This window comes from Dellaglioa sp. L3N, from assembly GCF_054941095.1.
The window spans coordinates 818,251-835,326 of record NZ_CM142928.1; the positions used below are offsets into that span (position 1 = coordinate 818,251).

Below are 17,076 nucleotides of genomic sequence, written 5' to 3' on the forward strand. Positions count from 1 at the left end.
AAAAAATCCCTTAACCTGTTAATAGCAAGTTAGAGGACAGAAATATAAATCGTAAATAAAATTTATCATATTTCTAGGGGTAGGAATATAGATTATGGAGGAATTACCATATGAAAAAAGTACTATTAGTTACATCATTATTATTATCTATGTTAATTTTTACGGCATGTGGTTCAACTACCTCCAATTCATCAACAAAAAACACCAAAGTTGATAATCGGAAAGTATACACAACTAAAATTACAAGCATAACAGAAAATGAGTACCATGATTGGGAAGTTGAAGGAACAACTAATGCCCCAGATGGTTCTAAAATTTTATCATCAGTCGCTGATGATAAAAATATGAATTACGGGTTTAATGCTTCTGCATCTCTCAGTGATATGACTTCTTTCCCTAAAGTTGAAAATGGAAAATTCTCTGCTAGCATTGATCCTATTTCATTAATAGATTCAGATAATGAAAAAACTGGGCAAAAAATAAATGCACTTATTTTTGTCGTTACTAATTATACAACTAAATGGACATCAGTTACTATTCCTTCAAAAATTATGAGCATGGCATCATCAAAAATAGACCCAACTATTTTAACAGTGACATCTAGCCAAGTAAAATATTATAATAGTCTAGATTCCGATGATTCCGACTCAAATGAAGACAGTTCTAATTCATCAACAAACAAATCAAAAGGCGAATCATCAAAAGTAGGCTCCGAATCTAAAAAAGAAGCCCATAGTGCTAAAGCCTCAGTACCTGCCGAATATAAAAGTGCTTTAAACAGTGCTGATTACTTTGCTAATACCGATAATATGTCTAAAGCTGGCTTATATGAACAACTCACCTCTGATGCTGGAGAAAAATTCTCAGCAGAGGCGGCACAATATGCAGTTGATAATGTAGATGCTGACTGGGATGCTAATGCTTTGGTTTCAGCTAAATATTTTCAAGATGATATGTCAATGTCACCTGAAGCTATACGAGAACAACTTACTGCTGATGCTGGAGAAAAATTCTCAGCAGAACAAGCAAATTATGCAATTGATCATTTAACCAAGTAATCTCTCAGTTCAAGAAACATACTTACCTACGTGCAGATATGATCCACGTTAAAAGCCAATAAGGAGGGGTATTAACATGGCAATAGGCGATACTAGCATCTCAAGCGTTGTTGAATATAAAATAAAATTAGGTTTTTCATCAATCAAAAACAACTTCATTATTGCCGAAACGACTGGCAAAAGCGAATGGATTCTCGGATCAGCCATTAAATCACTTATAGATAAATTTTATATAATTTCTTTTGAATCAGATGGATTATTATTTATTGGACTAACTAAACTATATAAATTTTCTGGAAATGATATGTTTATTTCATTAAATGATTTCACTAATATAGACCTTAAAAAATCGAGACTCATTAATGGCAGATTAGTGTTTAATGCACAAAAAATGACAATCTCTATGAAAAATGAAAAAAATCGTGAATTTCTTGTGTATACTTATATAATATCGATTCCTTGGTTAAAAGAAAATATTAAACAATCAAAAATTTTACTCTCAACATATATAGGAAAATCAACTACAAAAAAATCAGAATTAAATTTAGTATTGCATTCTATCATGACTAATCAACCCACTTCTAATATCCAAGATGATATTAGGAGTTACAAATCACTACTGGATGACGGAATCATTTCAGAAGAAGAATTCAACGCTAAAAAGAAAGAACCCTTAAACTTGTAAAAATTAGTATTGTTTTAAAAAGAAACTAAACACTCTTTTAGGGGGCCTCATAATTGTTAGACATAAGTCTAACGATTATGAGGAAATTTTTTATGTCCAAATATCTAAACATAAATATTGTTGAAATTTAACTAATTTTTGAAAATATTTGCTGATAACTTAATCGCTTATTATTGAACATGTTATTATATGGTGATACCAAGTAAAGAGGCAACCGTAGTTAATAAGAAACCATTAATTGTAAACCAGATAACGATGAATAACAGGATACCGATTATTTTTAATAAAAATGGCCCTTTGATAAAATAATTGAGTTGTTTTATGCGCTTAAAATAAGTTAGGTATCTGAAAAAAAGATAGGGAAGAAGTGCTAGTGTCATTATTATGATCCAGTTGAATGCTGTTTCGACTGGGTTAGCAATGTTAAATTGAACGAGAAATAATATGATAAAAAATATATAAGCAATCCAGTCAAAAAAAGTAACAGTAGTATGTGATATCCTTTTGAAAGGGAGCTCTTTTTGCATCTCATCAATTGTTTGAAAACGCTGTGCTGGATCAATTTTAGTTGCTTTTATGATGATACTTTGTAAATAGCGTACTTTTTGATTCGTTAAGTCTAAATTTGATTGTGTCAGAACTAGATTTAAAACAACGCCTAATGAATAAATGTCACTTCTGACATCTGTTTCAGCAAATCCAAAATGTTCAGGAGAAGCAAAACCAATAGTTCCTAAATGGACGGTATCACTTTGTAAGGTTCCTTTATAAATTCTAGCTGCATCAATATCAATTAACTGATAGTTGTTGTCAGTAGTCTGAATAATATTATTTAGGCTGATGTCGCGGTGTAAGATTCCAACTTCGTGCAAATCGGCAAGACTATCTAATAATTGAGTTGCTAGTTTAGTTATTTGTTGAAAATCTAATTGAGTTGTTTTTAGTACATCAGTTAGGGATGCACCAGATATGTATTCTGTAATCGTCATCTTAAAGTCAGGTTCATTAATAAATTCAACAATTTTAGGCATGTGACGTGGTGTTTTTTTATTATAAACGGTAATTAATTGTAAATCATTGTCAGAAATTAACTTAGCCACAAAGATTTGTGAACGTTTTTTTATTAGAAGCGGAGATTGTGAGTCTGATTTAAGATGGCTAATAACTTGATAATCATGAGAAAGTAAAAGAGTTTCTATCGTAACGTCTGAAGGAAATAGCAAAATGTCGCAACCTTTCAAAAATATATAGTTGTAGGGAGTACTAAAATGAGTGAAACTACAGATGAATTTATTAATCAAATTAAAAGTGCAAATTCGAGTGATAATTTAAATGACTATCAATTTATCCCAAGCGATGTAGCAGGACATTTAAAAAAATTATTAAAATTGAAAAAGTTTAAAAAAATTGATGTTATTAGACGAGCTGACTTAAATGCAAGCTCCGCTTACCAATGGTTTGATGGCCGACGTAATCCTAATAGAGATGCTTTAATTTTATTGGGATTTGGGTTTAAGTTATCTTTAGAAGAAATGAATATTTTGCTGAAGCAAAGTAACTATTCTCAATTATACGCAAAAAATAAGCGAGATGCGTATATTATTTATTCGCTATTACATTCGGAAAATAAATCTGACTTAGAAACACATTTAACGATGAATAGTCTTGAACCCTTATATGAAGAAAAATAAAACAGTTACAGCTATCTATTAAAGATAGTTATAGCTGTTTTATTTTATATTTAGAACTTAAATCATAACTTTTTTTGTAGAAATATTAAGATAAACAAGTAAAGCACAAATTTCGCAAATTAAAATTAAAATGGCCATTGGAATATAAGAGTGATCACCCATAATACCTACAAATGGAGATAAAAGACTTCCAACTAAGTTCATACCGACACCAAGAATAGCAGAAGCACTTCCGGCATGTTGACCTTGCTGTTGCATGGCCAATGAAAATGCGGTTGTGTTAACAATTCCGACCATTGAAACAATGAGAAATAAACTAATGAGTACAAGCCACAATGAATGACTAATAAATAATGAAGTTGTTAATAACAAGCTACCTAATAAGGCTAGATAAACGCCTAATTTTAGGCCAGTTTGTTCAGAAAAGGTATCTGAAATACGGGAACTAAGTTGTGACGTTAAGACAATGCCTAGCCCGTTGATTGCATATACCAAACTAAATAGATTAGACGATAATCCGAATAAATTTTGTAAAACGAAAGATGATCCTGAAATATAACAGAACATCGCTCCAGAGATAAAGCCTTGGATTAGCGCATAGCTCAAAAAGAATTTATCAGAAATTAAATTCTTTAGAATATTTTTGGTTGAGCCAGAATCACTTGATGTTGATTTAGAAAGTGTAATTTGATTCGTTTCAGGTAAGGTGACTAATACGAGAATAAATAGTAGTAAACCGATTATTGTTAAAATAACAAAGATGCCACGCCAAGACATAAATTTTAAAATAAAGCTACCAAGTATCGGCGAAATAATGGGGAAAATACCATTAACTGCCATTAAAAGAGAGAAAAATTTAGTTAATTTTTTTCCAGTGTATAAGTCTCGGGCAACTGCTCGTGAGATAACAAGCCCAGCTGATCCAGCTAATCCTTGTAGTAATCGAATGATAATTAGAATGGTTATATTCTGACTTGCTGCTGCGATAATAGAAGTCATGGCAAATATCACGAGTCCATAAAGCAATGGCTTTCTACGACCAATTTTATCACTATACGGCCCAACGATTAATTGTCCCAAGGCTAACCCTAGTAAACAAGTTGTAATCGTTAATTGGGTAAGAGATGCGGTTGTATGTAAGTGCTGCTGAATAGTAGGTAATGCTGGCAAGTACATATCCATTGAAAGTGGGCCAAATGCACTTAATGTTCCTAGAAGAACGGTCAAAAATAATTCATGTTTTTTGGGATTTTTGAAATACGGTAAAACCAATCGATTCACGTCCTTTTTAATGATTAAAATAAATATTAGTAAGTTACACTATTATCTTTGAAAAATGGATCTATGACTATGAGTTGTTTAGGGTTATTGGCTAGTCTATTTAATAACTCATGGATGTCTGACGGCGATAAATGAGAATTAATAGGTAGTTCATTTATATTTTTGGAATGTTCCAAAAAATCAAGAAGTGAATATTGATTTTTAGCAGTTATATTAAATGGTACTGCCATATTTTTAGTTGTGACTAAAATATACTTATCTGGTTCATTTTTAACGGCTAAAGTAGTTTCAGCATTTAATGATAGAACCTCAGTATCAGGATAAAAATACGTTAATAAACGATTTAAGTCAGGATTAAGCACGACTGTTTTTTCTAATTTTTTTGCCAGAGTGGTTAGTCCATGGATTAAATGGAGATTCTCGACAGAGACGTTGAGGCAAGTTAACGCTGGTACAGATAAAAGCTTATTAAGATGATCTAAAATTGTAGTTTCAGTGTAGTCATTAACATCAATTTCATAAGGAACATCTAAAATGATGATATCTAAGGGTAGTTGATTTACGCTGTGAATCCATTTTTTTGTTCTTTTTTTATGAGGCCCATTTAATCGTGTGTCGCCAGTGAAAAAAGCTCGCTTATGCTTATTATCTTCTATTAAAAAAGCTAATGAACCAGTATAGATTGAGTCTGATAGAAAAGCTGTAATTGTAAAATCATCAATAGTTAGTGGGACGCTAACTGGGATAATTTTGTAATTTAAGTCTGTTTTACTAATTTTGCCTAGTAAGACAAGCTGTTGTTTTAGCTCGAAGGCTTCTTTAGACAAATAGATTGGTAAAGTTGGATTTGGGTTAGATTTAAGCAGTCTTTCATGAATGGCAACTGAAAAATGGGTTAATAAAAGCGCATCTACTTCATTGTTTGGTAATGATGCACTATCAAATTGGATGATTGAATGTGAACTTTTGAATTGTATGCTATTACCAAATGAATTTTTGGACAGATTAATTGTAGTCATTGTGTACCTCGCTTTCTAATTAAAACTATCATACCACGATGGTCTCAAGTCGTCATAGTTGTCTTAAATAATAGATGGTGTACAATTTAATTATTGAAGAAGAAAGTGGTGAGCTCATGTATTTAAAAATTAGTGAAGATGCAAAGAAGAAAATTGAGACATCAGTTGGTAATGATTCACAAATCTTACTTGATTTTGACGATGGTGTTGGTGCATTATCGAAAGAAGGTAGTTGTTCATTAGATTCGAGCTTTAGAATTTTAATTGTTAATAACCAAAATGATAGTAGTGCTTACGATGAAGTTATTGATTCTGACCTGGGTCCAATTAGAGTAAAGGGATATAGCAAGACGTATATGGATGATAATATGCAGCTTTTAGTTAATGATCGTTTTAATAGTTTGTCGTTACATGGCGACAAGTCAGGTTTATTGACGGGGACTGTTAGTTTAGAAAATTTTATTAAAATTTAAAAAAATAGCGTAAACAATTTTTATTGTTTACGCTGTTTTTTGATTATTTTTTAATTTTACGTTCATAACGTGAGTAATAGAGGAAGGCAATTAATCCTGAAATAACAGGACCAGCTATCATCCAGAGTGCATTACTTAATGTATCACTGATAACAGTGAATAGAATTCCGAAGGCTAAAACTAACCAAACGAAAATTGTAATGATAATTGTAGCTGTTTTATTTTTATACACTTCAAAAGGTCGGTTTAAATCTTGACGATTTTTGAAGAATGGGAAGGCACCAATTAAGAATAAATAAGGAACAGAAGTTGAGATATTTCCCATTAATGTTAATTTTGAATAGAATAATGCTGAATTTGAACCGCCAAATGAAACAGCCATAATGATGACAATAACGACGGCAGCTTGAATCCACATTGCAAATTCTGGCATGCTATGTTTATTTAATTTCGTCATTCTAGCTGGCCAAATGTCTTTAGGCGTTCCAAGAATAAATGATTTAAGTGGTGAATAGATTAAAACGAAGAATGCGCCTGTATAAGCCATAAACATGCTTAAACCAGTAATTCTAGCAAGTGTGTGCCCAAATACTGTTGACGCACCTGCACTCATTCCGAAGCTATGACCTGCGAAGTTACCTAAGTTTTCCATTAAGACGTAAGAGATGTTACCTAAATTAGCATTTTGACCACCAAGTTTGCTCCAATTGGTGCTGACACCCCAGAAAAAGATTGAGATTGAATAAGCAAAAAGAATCAATAAAGTTGAGATGATTAAACCTTTTGGAAAGTTTTTCTTGGGATTTTTAATACTATCCGTCACACCACTAACAGATTCCATACCACCATATGCAAAGATTGCAAAAACAATAAATGAAATCAAAGCAATGGGTGATTGGTAGTTAGGATTTCTAGAAGTCATGATACTTGTCATCCCGTGCCATGGTTCTTGAAGTGCACCATGATTAACAATTAAAATAATAATACTTAAAATTAAGAAAATAGCATTTAAACCTAAAATTGCGATACCACCAATTGAAGAAATCTTGGCAATGCTACTAATACCACGACTAGCAATAAAGGTAACCAACATAATCCAGATAATGGCTAAAACACCAATAGATTGTGTTGAAGATAGACCTAAAATAGCCCAAGATTGGGTTTGATCACTTCCGGCAAAAATTGTTGAAAGCGGGATCCAAACTTTAGAGGAAATAGATACCATCCAAACCACCCATGAGAAAAGCCAGATAAAGGTTCCTGTGAAGGCGAGTTTTGGGCCGATTGATTCAGCTAACCAAGAATAAATACCACCTTTTGATTCATTTAAAGCTGAACCATATTCCGCAAACATTAATGCAGTTGGTAAGAAAAAGAAAAATGCGGCTAAAACGTACCAAATAATACTGGCATATCCCATCTGAATAAAAGCAACAGGGGTGTTAGCAAATCCAAAAATGGTAGTGAAAATCATTAAAATGAAACTTGTTAGGGAAATCTTCTTTTGTTTGTCCATAAGACTGTTATAATTCCTTTCGGTTTCTGATTAATTATAGGTTTTGGTCTGTTTTAAAATTCAATGGTGAGAAGTCAGTTGATAATGTAATTAGCTGACCAATTAAGGCTTTAACTTTAATTTCGGTGGTATTAGCCAATTTTAGATTTTCTTTAGTTAAAAAATCTGTGAGTGCTGGACCACTTTTTGAAATGGCATCTGTTTGAATTAATTTTACAGAGGCATTAAATTGACTCGTTAATTCTTTTTGGAGATTTTTTAATAAAGGACCAAATTCTAAATAATGAGAGTCAACTAAAATGCCCAATTGTTTGTATAACCAGTAAGCAGATTTATCGTCATACACATCGCTACCAATCTTGTAATTCTCTGGTGTATCCGAAATACCCGCAAAGAAAGGAACGTAAACGCTTTGAGCAGTGACACCCATTGATAACCAGTGAATACCACCAATTTCAAAGGGTAAGGCAGGTTTAATTTGTAAAATGTGTGATTCCTGCGTTTTTGCTAAGCTAATAGGTCTGAATTTATGTTTGTCGCTAATTGACCCAGAGCCAATTGGATCATATTGGGTTCCTTGAAAATGCGATCCAAGAATTTGTTCCAGGTCTTCGAGCTGAATTAAATGGTCTGCTTGACGAATGAAGGGTAAAGTCATGCTCATAGGATCCTGTGCTTCTACTGAAGGTGTCAAAAGTAATTGGCCATACCAAACTCTTGGTGTACTGTAGATTGCATCAGATTGATCTTGCGTCCCAAATATATTTCTAAAGTTAAATGAATTATTTTGACCATTTAAGTGATTATCAGAAACGAACTTTTGAATACCGGTGCTAAACGTGAAATTATCAGAATCAGTAAAATCAATTTCTTGAATAGCCAGTTGGTTTGCAACAACGGCGTAAGAATTATCAGGTATACGTTGTGCAACCCAGTGATGGCCTGTCGCAATTTCCATATACCAAACGTTTTCTTGATCAGAGAACAAGACGCCATTTGTTTCACTTGAACCATATTGTTCAATTAGTGAGCCAAGATAGCGCACACCTTCTCTTGCAGAATGGATATAAGGAAGTGTGATTGTGACGATTGCTTCTTCTCCAATCCCGGTTTCAGTTAACAAAGGATCATAGCTGAGAACACGACTGTTTGCGTAGGCACTTTCAGTCGCGCTCATCGCAACACCATATTCGTTAAAGCCATCTTCTTCAAAAATCCCAAATTCAGGGGTCCATTCAGGAGTTGCTGAATATTTGCCACGAATTTTTGGTAAAGGCATTTTAAAGTGGTTATCAGGTGATTCAAATACGGGTGATTGCTTAAATTCAGTATGGGAGTGAACAATAAAATGTTTTGGCCATGCTGTCTTTGCATCTTCATTACGACCAATAAATGTTGAACCATCTGCAGTTGCTTTGGAACCAGCTAAAATACTTGTACATGCTGAAAAACTAAAAGGGTCTATTGTCATGAGTATATCTCCTCTCTGTGAGTAAATTTATATCTTCCTATTTTATCATTTAATTTATATTTGGAGCAATAAATATTCATATTTAAAGGGTTATGCTGTATAAGGTTAGTTTAATGGAAATTTAAAATGAGAGATTTCTCATTTTATTAATAATTTTACTTAATAAAAGGTAAAATATATAGAATAATAAACAAAGGAGGGCGATTTATGAAACTATCTATTTCTGATACTGGCAAGAGACTTGGTGTTATTGTTTTTGCTGGTTTATCAAGTGCGCTAGCACTGAACTTTTTTTTAATTCCTGGTAACATTTTTGGAGCCGGAATTAATGGTATTGCGCAATTATTTTCATCAATTACAAATGATTTATTTCATTTTAAAATTGATACTGGATATTTAATTTTACTTTTTAATATTCCAATTGGATTATTAGGATGGTATAAAATAGGTCGTACCTTCACGTATTATAGTATTTTAACTGTTGCAGTGACGACGATTTTTACTATTATTTTACCGGTACATCAGTTATCAGATAATCCATTAATGGCAGCATTATTTGGTGGTGTGATTACGGGTGCCGGCGTTGGATTTGCATTGAAATATGGGTTTTCAACGGGTGGTATGGATATTATTGCATTAGTTCTAACTAAAACAACGGGGCGAACGGTTGGGTCATTAATGTTGTTAACGAATATGATTATTATTTTAACGGCAGGTTTTTACTTTAGCTGGGAAAGTGCCCTTTATACCATTATTTCAAATTATGCTATGTCACGAGTTGTTGATAGCATTCATACTTCTCATCAAAAATTAACAGCATTTATTGTCACTAAAAAAGCAGAAACGGTCGTCAGTGCCCTGCAAAAATCGTTAATCCGAGGTATTACGGTTATTGATTCAAAAGGGGCTTTCTCAAATGAAGACAGTAATGTTTTAATGTTGGTAATTACGCGCTATGAATTATATAATTTAAAAATGACAATTGGTGAAGTTGATCCGCATGCCTTTATTAACTTGGTGAATACTGCCGATATTGAGGGGAATTTTTTGGATGCAGATCAACAGGAACTATTGCGAAGAGAACAGTCAGCAAAATAAAAAGGAGATTCATTATGCCTATTGTAAATATTGATTTAATCGAAGGGCGTTCACAAGAACAACTTAAGAATTTAGTTAAAGATGTCACTAGTGCAGTTTCAAAGAATACGGGTGCACCAGCAGAACATATTCATGTCATTTTGAATGAAATGCGTAAAGACCGTTATAGTGTTGGTGGCGTTCTAAAAAGTGACGAAAAATAAGAGCGTTAAAATGACTTTCGGGCTATCCTGAAAGTCATTTTTTTGTAAAAAAAAGCCCAGACTGCATACTTGTCTGGGTTTTAACGATAATTATTTTGCTAAATTTAGATAGTTTTCTAAATAATGAGCAAGGCCATTTTCTTGATTATTTAAAGAGGTAACATCATTAGCTAGGTCTTTAATTGCAGGTGTCCCATTCTGCATTGCAACGCCCCAACCAGCATATGAAAGCATTTCTTTATCATTACTTTCATCACCAAAGGCAACAATATCTTTTTGCGCAATACCATAGTAATCCGCTAGATAAGAAACGCCAATTGCTTTTTGAATGCCTTTTGAAACAACTTCAAGAACGGCTTTTGGGCCACCCCAAGTATTCACTTCAATGACATCGCCATATTTTTTAAGTAGGTTATTTGTAATTAATTGCTTTTTATCTTGATCAACAAACATAGTGATTGATGTTGGATCTTTTTTTAGATTTTCCTGATTAAGGATTTGATTTGATTTTAAATCTTGTGGAAAAAAACCTTTAACCAATTGACTGGCATTATCAGCCAATAACATATCTTTTCCTTCAGCTGCTAACATATTGATACCTAATTCTTTTCTAGAATTAAGAATATCAAAAACGATATCTCGATTAATGGTGTATTCGTAAGATTTATCCCAATCTTTGTGTGGAATATGGGCTAATGCCCCATTAAAATTAATCATTGGAGTTGTTAATCCCAATGAGTCATAGATATGCTTTGAAATACGGTAGGGGCGGCCAGTGACGATACTGACAATGTGACCTTCAGCGGTTGCCTGATTAAGTACTTTTTTTGTTGTAGAACTAACTTCTGCATCATTATTTAAAGTGGTACCATCTAAATCAATTGTGATTAATTTTTTATTCATATTATTGTCCTCCATTAGCTTAACTTAAAATATCATATTACTGCGTTGAATTCTAGTACAATTACTTTTTAGTAAAAGTAAAGAGTTTAATAACATCAAAATAATAGATTGCAATGCTAAAATAGAAACGATAAACTATTGTTATTAGCTGGTTAAGAGAGGGTTGAACCTATGAGCGAAAGACGAAGTGCAGAAATTATTAAGCAAGATATTTTGGAACATCTAGAAAAAGTGATAGATCCAGAATTGGATATGGATATTATTAACTTAGGATTGGTCTATGAAGTTGAATTAGACAACAATAATTATTGTAATGTACAAATGACTTTAACAACAATGGGTTGCCCATTAACAGGTGTTTTATCAGATTTGGTAGAAGAGGCACTAAAACCAATTGTAGAAATACAAAAAGTGACTGTCCAATTTATTTGGAGTCCAGCCTGGTCAATTCAGCGTATGTCGAGATACGCAAAAATGGCATTGGGTGTACATTAAAATTAAGGGGTAATTGAATTAATGATGCGAAGGCGGTACATATTTATAGTAGTCATTTTGTTATTGACATTTTTTACCACATTTTTATTTTTTAAAATGCAAGAAAAAGATTTGATTACAAAATTAGATAATCATAATTTATCTGAAAATGCTTATGTTCTTAAAACAAAAGAACAAGATTTAGATAAGTATAATAAGTCGTTGGCAAATTCAGGGAAAATTTCAAATTTTCAAATCCATTATCAAGTTAAAAATAAGAAAAATCTGTCTTATTTTTATGCAAAAGGCAAATATGAACAACCCCCAATGATTTCGGGGACGTTCTTTTCAAGTAATGACTTTCTATCTGAAGTTCCAGTAGCGGTAGTAGGCCGAAATGTAGAAAAAAAATTGTATTCACCATTTCATCAACAGTACTACGAATTAAATGGGCAATATATTGCTGTTATTGGTATTATGGGTGATAAATATAATTCTGAACTGGATAATCAAATTTTTATCGCAATGTCGGCTGCTGATACAAGTAACTTAAAGGCACATGATGCGAAAATTATTATTGATTCAAAAAAAGCCGTGACGAAGGATACATTAACTGCTGAACTAACTAATACAAAAGTGTCAAAACAAGTTAAGGATAAGCTGATTTTGACGGACCATTCATGGATTAGTAGACATTGGCAGCAAGCTGTTGGCTTAATAGCTGTTGTTATTGGTGTTATGATGGCAACGTATATCTGGATTATTGGCGTTAGCAAGCAAATACGTAACCAAAAATTTATCAAACAATCAAACCGAGTAATTATTTGGAATAATCTGTTAATTTATATGGGTTCTTTCTTAGTTGGTGGTTTAATAGGGACAGCGATTGGGCAAGAACAATTTTCTATTAAAACAAATATGCTGGCTTTGTATGAGTTTGAGGGAATTCTTTTCATCATCGCATCAGGTATTTTCTATTTGATGATTCGCAAAAGAGTTAATAAATAAGAATAAAATTAGTAAAGGCCTCAAATCAGTTAGTTTCTTCTAACAATGATTTGAGGCCTTTACTTATGTCGTTATCGCTATTTAGTATTTTTAAAATTTTGTAACTCAGGGGATAAAATGATTCTAGTTTTTGGTAAATCGGCTACGGTTTTTGTGCCAAGTAGAGTCATAATCATATTAATTTTTGTTTGATAGTCTAAAATAGTCTTTGTTAGCGCTTCTTGTCCTTGTTTATTAAGAATATGCAGGAATGTCCCTGATAAACCGACGCTTTTAGCACCTAAAACAAGGCACTTAACGATATCTAATGGTGTCCGAACACCACCAGAGGCAAAAATTGTTAAGTCATTTTGCAATGATTGTGTATCGATGAGACTTTCAGCTGTTGTGAGACCCCAATTTTCAAGGAAGGCAAAATCTTTATCATGTCTACGTTCATTTTCAATTTTTGCGAAATTTGTGCCACCACGGCCAGAAATATCAACATAATGAACACCAATATTAGATAATTGTTGAACCGTTTTATGTGACATGCCAAAACCAACTTCTTTAACAATGACGGGTACTTCAAGTTGATTCACAATTTTTTCAATATTCTGTAACCAGTGAAATTCGCGTTCGCCTTCAGGCATAACAATTTCTTGAGCAACATTGATATGAATTTGAAGGGCATTTGCTTCAATCATATCAACTGCTTTTTGGGCCTGATCTAGCGTAGCATTGGCACCTAAGTTGGAAAAAATTAGGCCATTTGGATTTTTTTCACGTAGAATTTTAAAAGTATGTGCTACTGAAGGATCCTTTAAAGCAATACTTTGTGATCCTGTCGCAATCGGTGTATTTGTCATGGCTGCGACTTCAGCCAGTTGTTGATTCAAGAGTCCTGTTTGTTCACTGCCCCCAGTCATAGCATTAATGTAGAAGGGTGAATGAAATGAAAAATCGGGAAGTTCAACATTAGATTGAACTTCCCTGACAGAAAGCTCAGGTAAATTTGAAGGAACAAGCTTGATTTCATTCAATTGGTTTTTTGACTCAGAGGTGAATAATTTTTCAGCGATAAATACGTGCTCGTCTTTTCGATGACTTTGAATTAAATTAGCGTCTTCAACCATAAAAGCTCCTTATCTTAACGATCCAATTATAATAATGTTACTTTAATATTTAGGGGTTGGATATGATTTTTTTCCCAATCTTTAAATAATTTTGTGCGGTTGGTTTCAGATGTTACTAAGGCGATACCACAATCACCACCACCAGCACCTGATGTTTTTGCGGCGGCATGCTGAGACTCTGATAAATCGCAAAGGGTAGTTAGTGCCTTAGTTTCAATAATAATCTGACTTGCATTAGCCAAACGTTGTAAAATTAATCGGTTATTTGTGATTTCTTTTTGAATAAGTACAGAATCATTTAATTCAAAACCTTTAATCAATGCTGTGACACATTTTTTTGAAGCCTCTAAAAATTGAGTATAAATTGCTTTTTGTTTTGATTTGAAAATGGCCATTTTATCAACAAAAATGGAAGTTGAGGCTGGAGAACCAGTCCAACCTATTAATAAGTCTAAGTCTTTTGGGTACGTTAAGCGTTTAACGGAAAGCAAGGGCCAATCCATAGTTAGAAGTTCAGTTAATGATTTGTCTTGTCTCATAATTTTTAACCAGTCTCGATCAAATGAATGATAGGCGATCCAGCCCCCGTAAACACTAGCAGCGATGTCGCCAAGTGAGCCATTTCCTTGAACATCTAAATGAGCCATTGCGGCTAATTTGAAAAGTGCGTTCTCTGTTAATGTTAACTTATAAAATTGAGAAAGGGCACGGACAGTTGCTACGGTGACAGCGGCAGAACTACCGAGACCATATTTTTTCCCGTCAGTACTATCTAAGTCACTATCAATGTTAACGTGATAGTTAACCATTTGTTTTCCAACAGATTGTGCATATAATTCAGTTAGATGGATTGCTGATAATATATAATGAAACGGATTATCTCGATTATCAAAAATAATGTCATTTCCCTGACGATGCCAGAATAAAGAATTTTCTTGATATTGTTTGGACGAGATACTGCCTATTTCTTTGCTTGCTTCAATCGTCACGGTCACAAATTGGTCAATAGCAACAATAATTGCTGGTGATCCAGGTTCAACGATTGCATATTCTCCTGCAATATAAAGTTTACCTGGTGCTTTAGCGGTAATCAAATGGCTCAATTCCTTTCGATAGGGATAACATTAGATGAGTGTTACCCCTGGTCCTGGTTTAGCGACTAGAAGTTTGTCTGCGCCGAAAAGAGGACTTAATTTATTTAAAATATAAGGTGTTTCAGCTTTAGAACAAATAATTTTAACATTTGGACCAGCATCCATTGTAAAGTAACAGGTAATACCAGCTTGTCGTAATTCACGAACAGCATCCATTGCACGAATACTATCAGGATTAAAGTAAGTAAAGCTAGGATTAGCACTTAAAGTTGTTGCGTGCATCTTCATTGCATTATTTTCAGCAATTTGACCAACTTGATCAAGATTCTTTTCCGAAATGGCTTGCTTCATTGCAATTAAATCACGTTCAGAAGATTTAACCCATTCGTGATAAAAAGGGGACGTATCTACAGAGTGCTGCATCCCTGAGCGAGAACCAATTTCTTTTTCATGACTATTAATCATAATAGCAATCATTTGAATATCCCAGTCAATAGTTTCTTCAATGGGGACGGCGAAAGAATTTTCGTCGTTGTGGCCTTTTTTCCATTCAACAAGACCGCCAAAAATAGAACGACTAGCTGACCCAGAACCACGACGTGCGAGTCGTGATAATTCACGTTTTGTTAAATCTAATCCAATTGCTGCGCTAGCTGCTGTTGCCAGGGCAGCGTACGCACTGGCTGATGAGGCAAGTCCAGCTGAAGTAGGTACATGATTTATCGATTCTACTTTGGCGAACATATTTTTTTTTGCTTTGTGACGTACAATGTCTAAAAAGGCAGAGACTTTCTTATCGCTTTTTTGTTGATTATTTAGGTAAAAATGATCTTCGGATAATGTGTCATCAAAAGTGACCGTTGTGTCAGTATAAAAATGATCTAATGTTAAAGAAAGACTACTATTATAGGGAATAATCAAATCTTGATTTTCTTTACCCCAGTATTTGATGAGTGCGATATTAGTATGTGCACGTGCGGAAACTTTATTTTTCAATATCTTGTGACTCCTTTTTAAGGGGCTGAATCCAGGTTGCAATCGCACCATTTCGATTTAAGAGATGACTTAGCGTTAAGGCTTCTTCAGATGTTTTAACGAGGGCAATCATACAGCCACCGCCACCACCACCAGTCAGTTTGGCTCCTAAAGCCCCATTTGCTAAACTCGTTTCAACAAGTGCATCTAATTTTGGATGACTAACGCCCAAGTCTTTTAATAATTCGTGTGATCGCGTTAAAGTATGGCCTAAACTAATCGCATCATCTGTGGCAATTTGAGATTTAGCCATGCTCGTGAGTTGACCAAGTTCAGCAATTATTTTTTCAGTTGTATCAGGACTTGATAGGACACGATCACGAACTTTTCCAACAGTCAGGCCAGTTTTTCCTTTGATACCAGTATCTGCAATGACTAAAGTTGCTTCTATATTTAATGGAACCGGATAAGCTTCTTGATGTTTAATGAACCAGATTGGATCATGGCTACTCGTCGTTGCTGCATCAATGCCACTTGGAGAACCATGTGTGGTCGTCTCAGCAATATTGGCAATCAGTAAGAGTTCTTCGCGACTAATATCAGTTTTAAAAAAAGTATATAGGCTTCTGATGATAGCAATGACTGTTGCTGCTGAAGATCCCATACCACGTTCAGAAGGAATATCACTGTCAATCGTTAATTTAAAAGATTGTTTTTGCTTATTCAATAATTGTAAAATGTGCTGAACGACTTGTTTGATGCCACGCATATTCATTGGAACATATTTTAATTCGCCACTATAAAAACGACTTGTGATCCATTGTTTATCGGCCATAGCTTCCGTTGAAACTGAAATCTTCACGTTTGGTAAGGGAAGTGCAATGGCTGGTTGACTATAAACGACAGAGTGTTCGCCGATTAGTATAATTTTGGCATGACTAGTACCAATTGCTTTGTGCATTAAATTATCTGACAAATTGTTCAAAAAAAAGAGTCCTCTCCGGATAAATTT

The 17,076-nt window shown here is 33.8% G+C and carries 18 protein-coding genes; 8 read left to right on the forward strand and 10 right to left on the reverse strand.

The features are described from left to right. Positions 1-110: 110 nt before the first annotated feature. Together ACVPPR_RS04180 and ACVPPR_RS04185 are read left to right on the forward strand one after the other, a co-directional pair. Positions 111-1,058, forward strand: a complete 948-nt coding sequence (locus ACVPPR_RS04180) for an Ltp family lipoprotein (protein WP_462304727.1) — start codon at positions 111-113, stop codon at positions 1,056-1,058. A 76-nt stretch (positions 1,059-1,134) separates the two neighbouring features. After that, positions 1,135-1,743: an SHOCT domain-containing protein gene (locus tag ACVPPR_RS04185; RefSeq protein WP_462304728.1), complete on the forward strand. Its 609-nt coding sequence runs from the start codon at positions 1,135-1,137 to the stop codon at positions 1,741-1,743. Between the two features lie 185 nt (positions 1,744-1,928). On the opposite strand, the gene ACVPPR_RS04190 is transcribed toward ACVPPR_RS04185, so the two are convergent. Continuing rightward, positions 1,929-2,843, reverse strand: a complete 915-nt coding sequence (locus ACVPPR_RS04190) for a protein kinase domain-containing protein (RefSeq protein ID WP_462304729.1) — start codon at positions 2,841-2,843, stop codon at positions 1,929-1,931. Positions 2,844-3,011: 168 nt separating this feature from the next. On the opposite strand from ACVPPR_RS04190, the gene ACVPPR_RS04195 reads away from it, so the two are divergent. Continuing rightward, positions 3,012-3,434 (forward strand): hypothetical protein, encoded by a 423-nt coding sequence (locus ACVPPR_RS04195; protein ID WP_462304730.1) that lies wholly within the window; start codon positions 3,012-3,014, stop codon positions 3,432-3,434. 57 nt (positions 3,435-3,491) lie between these two features. Here ACVPPR_RS04195 and ACVPPR_RS04200 read toward each other — a convergent pair whose 3' ends face one another. Further along, positions 3,492-4,706 carry a multidrug effflux MFS transporter gene (locus ACVPPR_RS04200; protein WP_462304731.1) on the reverse strand — a complete coding sequence of 405 codons (1,215 nt, stop codon included), beginning with the start codon at positions 4,704-4,706 and terminating at the stop codon, positions 3,492-3,494. A gap of 35 nt (positions 4,707-4,741) precedes the next feature. Beyond that, complete coding sequence (locus ACVPPR_RS04205) at positions 4,742-5,734, reverse strand: MBL fold metallo-hydrolase (protein WP_462304732.1); 993 nt, start codon at positions 5,732-5,734, stop codon at positions 4,742-4,744. A gap of 74 nt (positions 5,735-5,808) precedes the next feature. On the opposite strand from ACVPPR_RS04205, the gene ACVPPR_RS04210 reads away from it, so the two are divergent. Beyond that, positions 5,809-6,207, forward strand: a complete 399-nt coding sequence (locus ACVPPR_RS04210) for an iron-sulfur cluster biosynthesis family protein (RefSeq protein WP_462304733.1) — start codon at positions 5,809-5,811, stop codon at positions 6,205-6,207. 43 nt (positions 6,208-6,250) lie between these two features. On the opposite strand, the gene yjeM is transcribed toward ACVPPR_RS04210, so the two are convergent. Together yjeM and ACVPPR_RS04220 are read right to left on the reverse strand one after the other, a co-directional pair. Next, positions 6,251-7,723, reverse strand: coding sequence for a glutamate/gamma-aminobutyrate family transporter YjeM (gene yjeM / locus ACVPPR_RS04215; RefSeq protein WP_462304734.1), 1,473 nt, complete (start codon positions 7,721-7,723; stop codon positions 6,251-6,253). Positions 7,724-7,757: 34 nt separating this feature from the next. Further along, entirely contained in the window at positions 7,758-9,194 is a 1,437-nt protein-coding gene (locus ACVPPR_RS04220) for a C69 family dipeptidase (RefSeq protein ID WP_462304735.1), read from the reverse strand. 207 nt (positions 9,195-9,401) lie between these two features. Between ACVPPR_RS04220 and ACVPPR_RS04225 the strand changes: the two genes are divergently transcribed. Next, positions 9,402-10,292, forward strand: a complete 891-nt coding sequence (locus tag ACVPPR_RS04225) for a YitT family protein (protein WP_462297498.1) — start codon at positions 9,402-9,404, stop codon at positions 10,290-10,292. A 14-nt stretch (positions 10,293-10,306) separates the two neighbouring features. Then, complete coding sequence (locus ACVPPR_RS04230; RefSeq protein WP_462297497.1) at positions 10,307-10,495, forward strand: 2-hydroxymuconate tautomerase; 189 nt, start codon at positions 10,307-10,309, stop codon at positions 10,493-10,495. A gap of 90 nt (positions 10,496-10,585) precedes the next feature. Here the strand turns inward: ACVPPR_RS04230 and ACVPPR_RS04235 are convergent, their stop codons facing one another. After that, positions 10,586-11,398 carry a Cof-type HAD-IIB family hydrolase gene (locus ACVPPR_RS04235; protein ID WP_462304736.1) on the reverse strand — a complete coding sequence of 271 codons (813 nt, stop codon included), beginning with the start codon at positions 11,396-11,398 and terminating at the stop codon, positions 10,586-10,588. 171 nt (positions 11,399-11,569) lie between these two features. On the opposite strand from ACVPPR_RS04235, the gene ACVPPR_RS04240 reads away from it, so the two are divergent. Both ACVPPR_RS04240 and ACVPPR_RS04245 read left to right on the forward strand, forming a co-directional pair. After that, positions 11,570-11,893: a metal-sulfur cluster assembly factor gene (locus ACVPPR_RS04240; RefSeq protein WP_462297495.1), complete on the forward strand. Its 324-nt coding sequence runs from the start codon at positions 11,570-11,572 to the stop codon at positions 11,891-11,893. Between the two features lie 96 nt (positions 11,894-11,989). After that, positions 11,990-12,880 carry an ABC transporter permease gene (locus tag ACVPPR_RS04245; RefSeq protein ID WP_462304737.1) on the forward strand — a complete coding sequence of 297 codons (891 nt, stop codon included), beginning with the start codon at positions 11,990-11,992 and terminating at the stop codon, positions 12,878-12,880. A gap of 77 nt (positions 12,881-12,957) precedes the next feature. Here the strand turns inward: ACVPPR_RS04245 and fni are convergent, their stop codons facing one another. The 4 genes from fni to mvk are packed head-to-tail and all read right to left on the reverse strand — an operon-like array spanning position 12,958 to position 17,040. After that, complete coding sequence (gene fni, locus ACVPPR_RS04250) at positions 12,958-13,995, reverse strand: type 2 isopentenyl-diphosphate Delta-isomerase (protein WP_462304738.1); 1,038 nt, start codon at positions 13,993-13,995, stop codon at positions 12,958-12,960. Positions 13,996-14,021: 26 nt separating this feature from the next. Next, a complete protein-coding gene (locus ACVPPR_RS04255) occupies positions 14,022-15,089 on the reverse strand; it encodes a phosphomevalonate kinase (RefSeq protein ID WP_462304739.1) in 1,068 nt (355 codons plus the stop codon). A gap of 30 nt (positions 15,090-15,119) precedes the next feature. After that, positions 15,120-16,085, reverse strand: a complete 966-nt coding sequence (mvaD, locus tag ACVPPR_RS04260; RefSeq protein ID WP_462304740.1) for a diphosphomevalonate decarboxylase — start codon at positions 16,083-16,085, stop codon at positions 15,120-15,122. Continuing rightward, complete coding sequence (gene mvk / locus ACVPPR_RS04265) at positions 16,075-17,040, reverse strand: mevalonate kinase (protein ID WP_462297490.1); 966 nt, start codon at positions 17,038-17,040, stop codon at positions 16,075-16,077. The genes mvaD and mvk overlap by 11 nt, the downstream gene beginning before the upstream one ends. Positions 17,041-17,076 lie beyond the last annotated feature (36 nt).

What these genes read in the sequence shown, in the direction of transcription:
- ACVPPR_RS04240 (WP_462297495.1), top strand. Translation starts at nt 11,570, where the DNA reads ATGAGCGAAAGACGAAGTGCAGAAATTATTAAGCAAGATATTTTGGAA.
- ACVPPR_RS04230 (WP_462297497.1), top strand. Translation starts at nt 10,307, where the DNA reads ATGCCTATTGTAAATATTGATTTAATCGAAGGGCGTTCACAAGAACAA.
- ACVPPR_RS04180 (WP_462304727.1), top strand. Translation starts at nt 111, where the DNA reads ATGAAAAAAGTACTATTAGTTACATCATTATTATTATCTATGTTAATT.
- ACVPPR_RS04185 (WP_462304728.1), top strand. Translation starts at nt 1,135, where the DNA reads ATGGCAATAGGCGATACTAGCATCTCAAGCGTTGTTGAATATAAAATA.
- ACVPPR_RS04235 (WP_462304736.1), bottom strand. Translation starts at nt 11,398, where the DNA reads ATGAATAAAAAATTAATCACAATTGATTTAGATGGTACCACTTTAAAT.
- yjeM (WP_462304734.1), bottom strand. Translation starts at nt 7,723, where the DNA reads ATGGACAAACAAAAGAAGATTTCCCTAACAAGTTTCATTTTAATGATT.
- ACVPPR_RS04210 (WP_462304733.1), top strand. Translation starts at nt 5,809, where the DNA reads ATGGTGTACAATTTAATTATTGAAGAAGAAAGTGGTGAGCTCATGTAT.
- ACVPPR_RS04220 (WP_462304735.1), bottom strand. Translation starts at nt 9,194, where the DNA reads ATGACAATAGACCCTTTTAGTTTTTCAGCATGTACAAGTATTTTAGCT.
- ACVPPR_RS04225 (WP_462297498.1), top strand. Translation starts at nt 9,402, where the DNA reads ATGAAACTATCTATTTCTGATACTGGCAAGAGACTTGGTGTTATTGTT.
- ACVPPR_RS04245 (WP_462304737.1), top strand. Translation starts at nt 11,990, where the DNA reads ATGCAAGAAAAAGATTTGATTACAAAATTAGATAATCATAATTTATCT.
- fni (WP_462304738.1), bottom strand. Translation starts at nt 13,995, where the DNA reads ATGGTTGAAGACGCTAATTTAATTCAAAGTCATCGAAAAGACGAGCAC.
- ACVPPR_RS04195 (WP_462304730.1), top strand. Translation starts at nt 3,012, where the DNA reads ATGAGTGAAACTACAGATGAATTTATTAATCAAATTAAAAGTGCAAAT.
- ACVPPR_RS04205 (WP_462304732.1), bottom strand. Translation starts at nt 5,734, where the DNA reads ATGACTACAATTAATCTGTCCAAAAATTCATTTGGTAATAGCATACAA.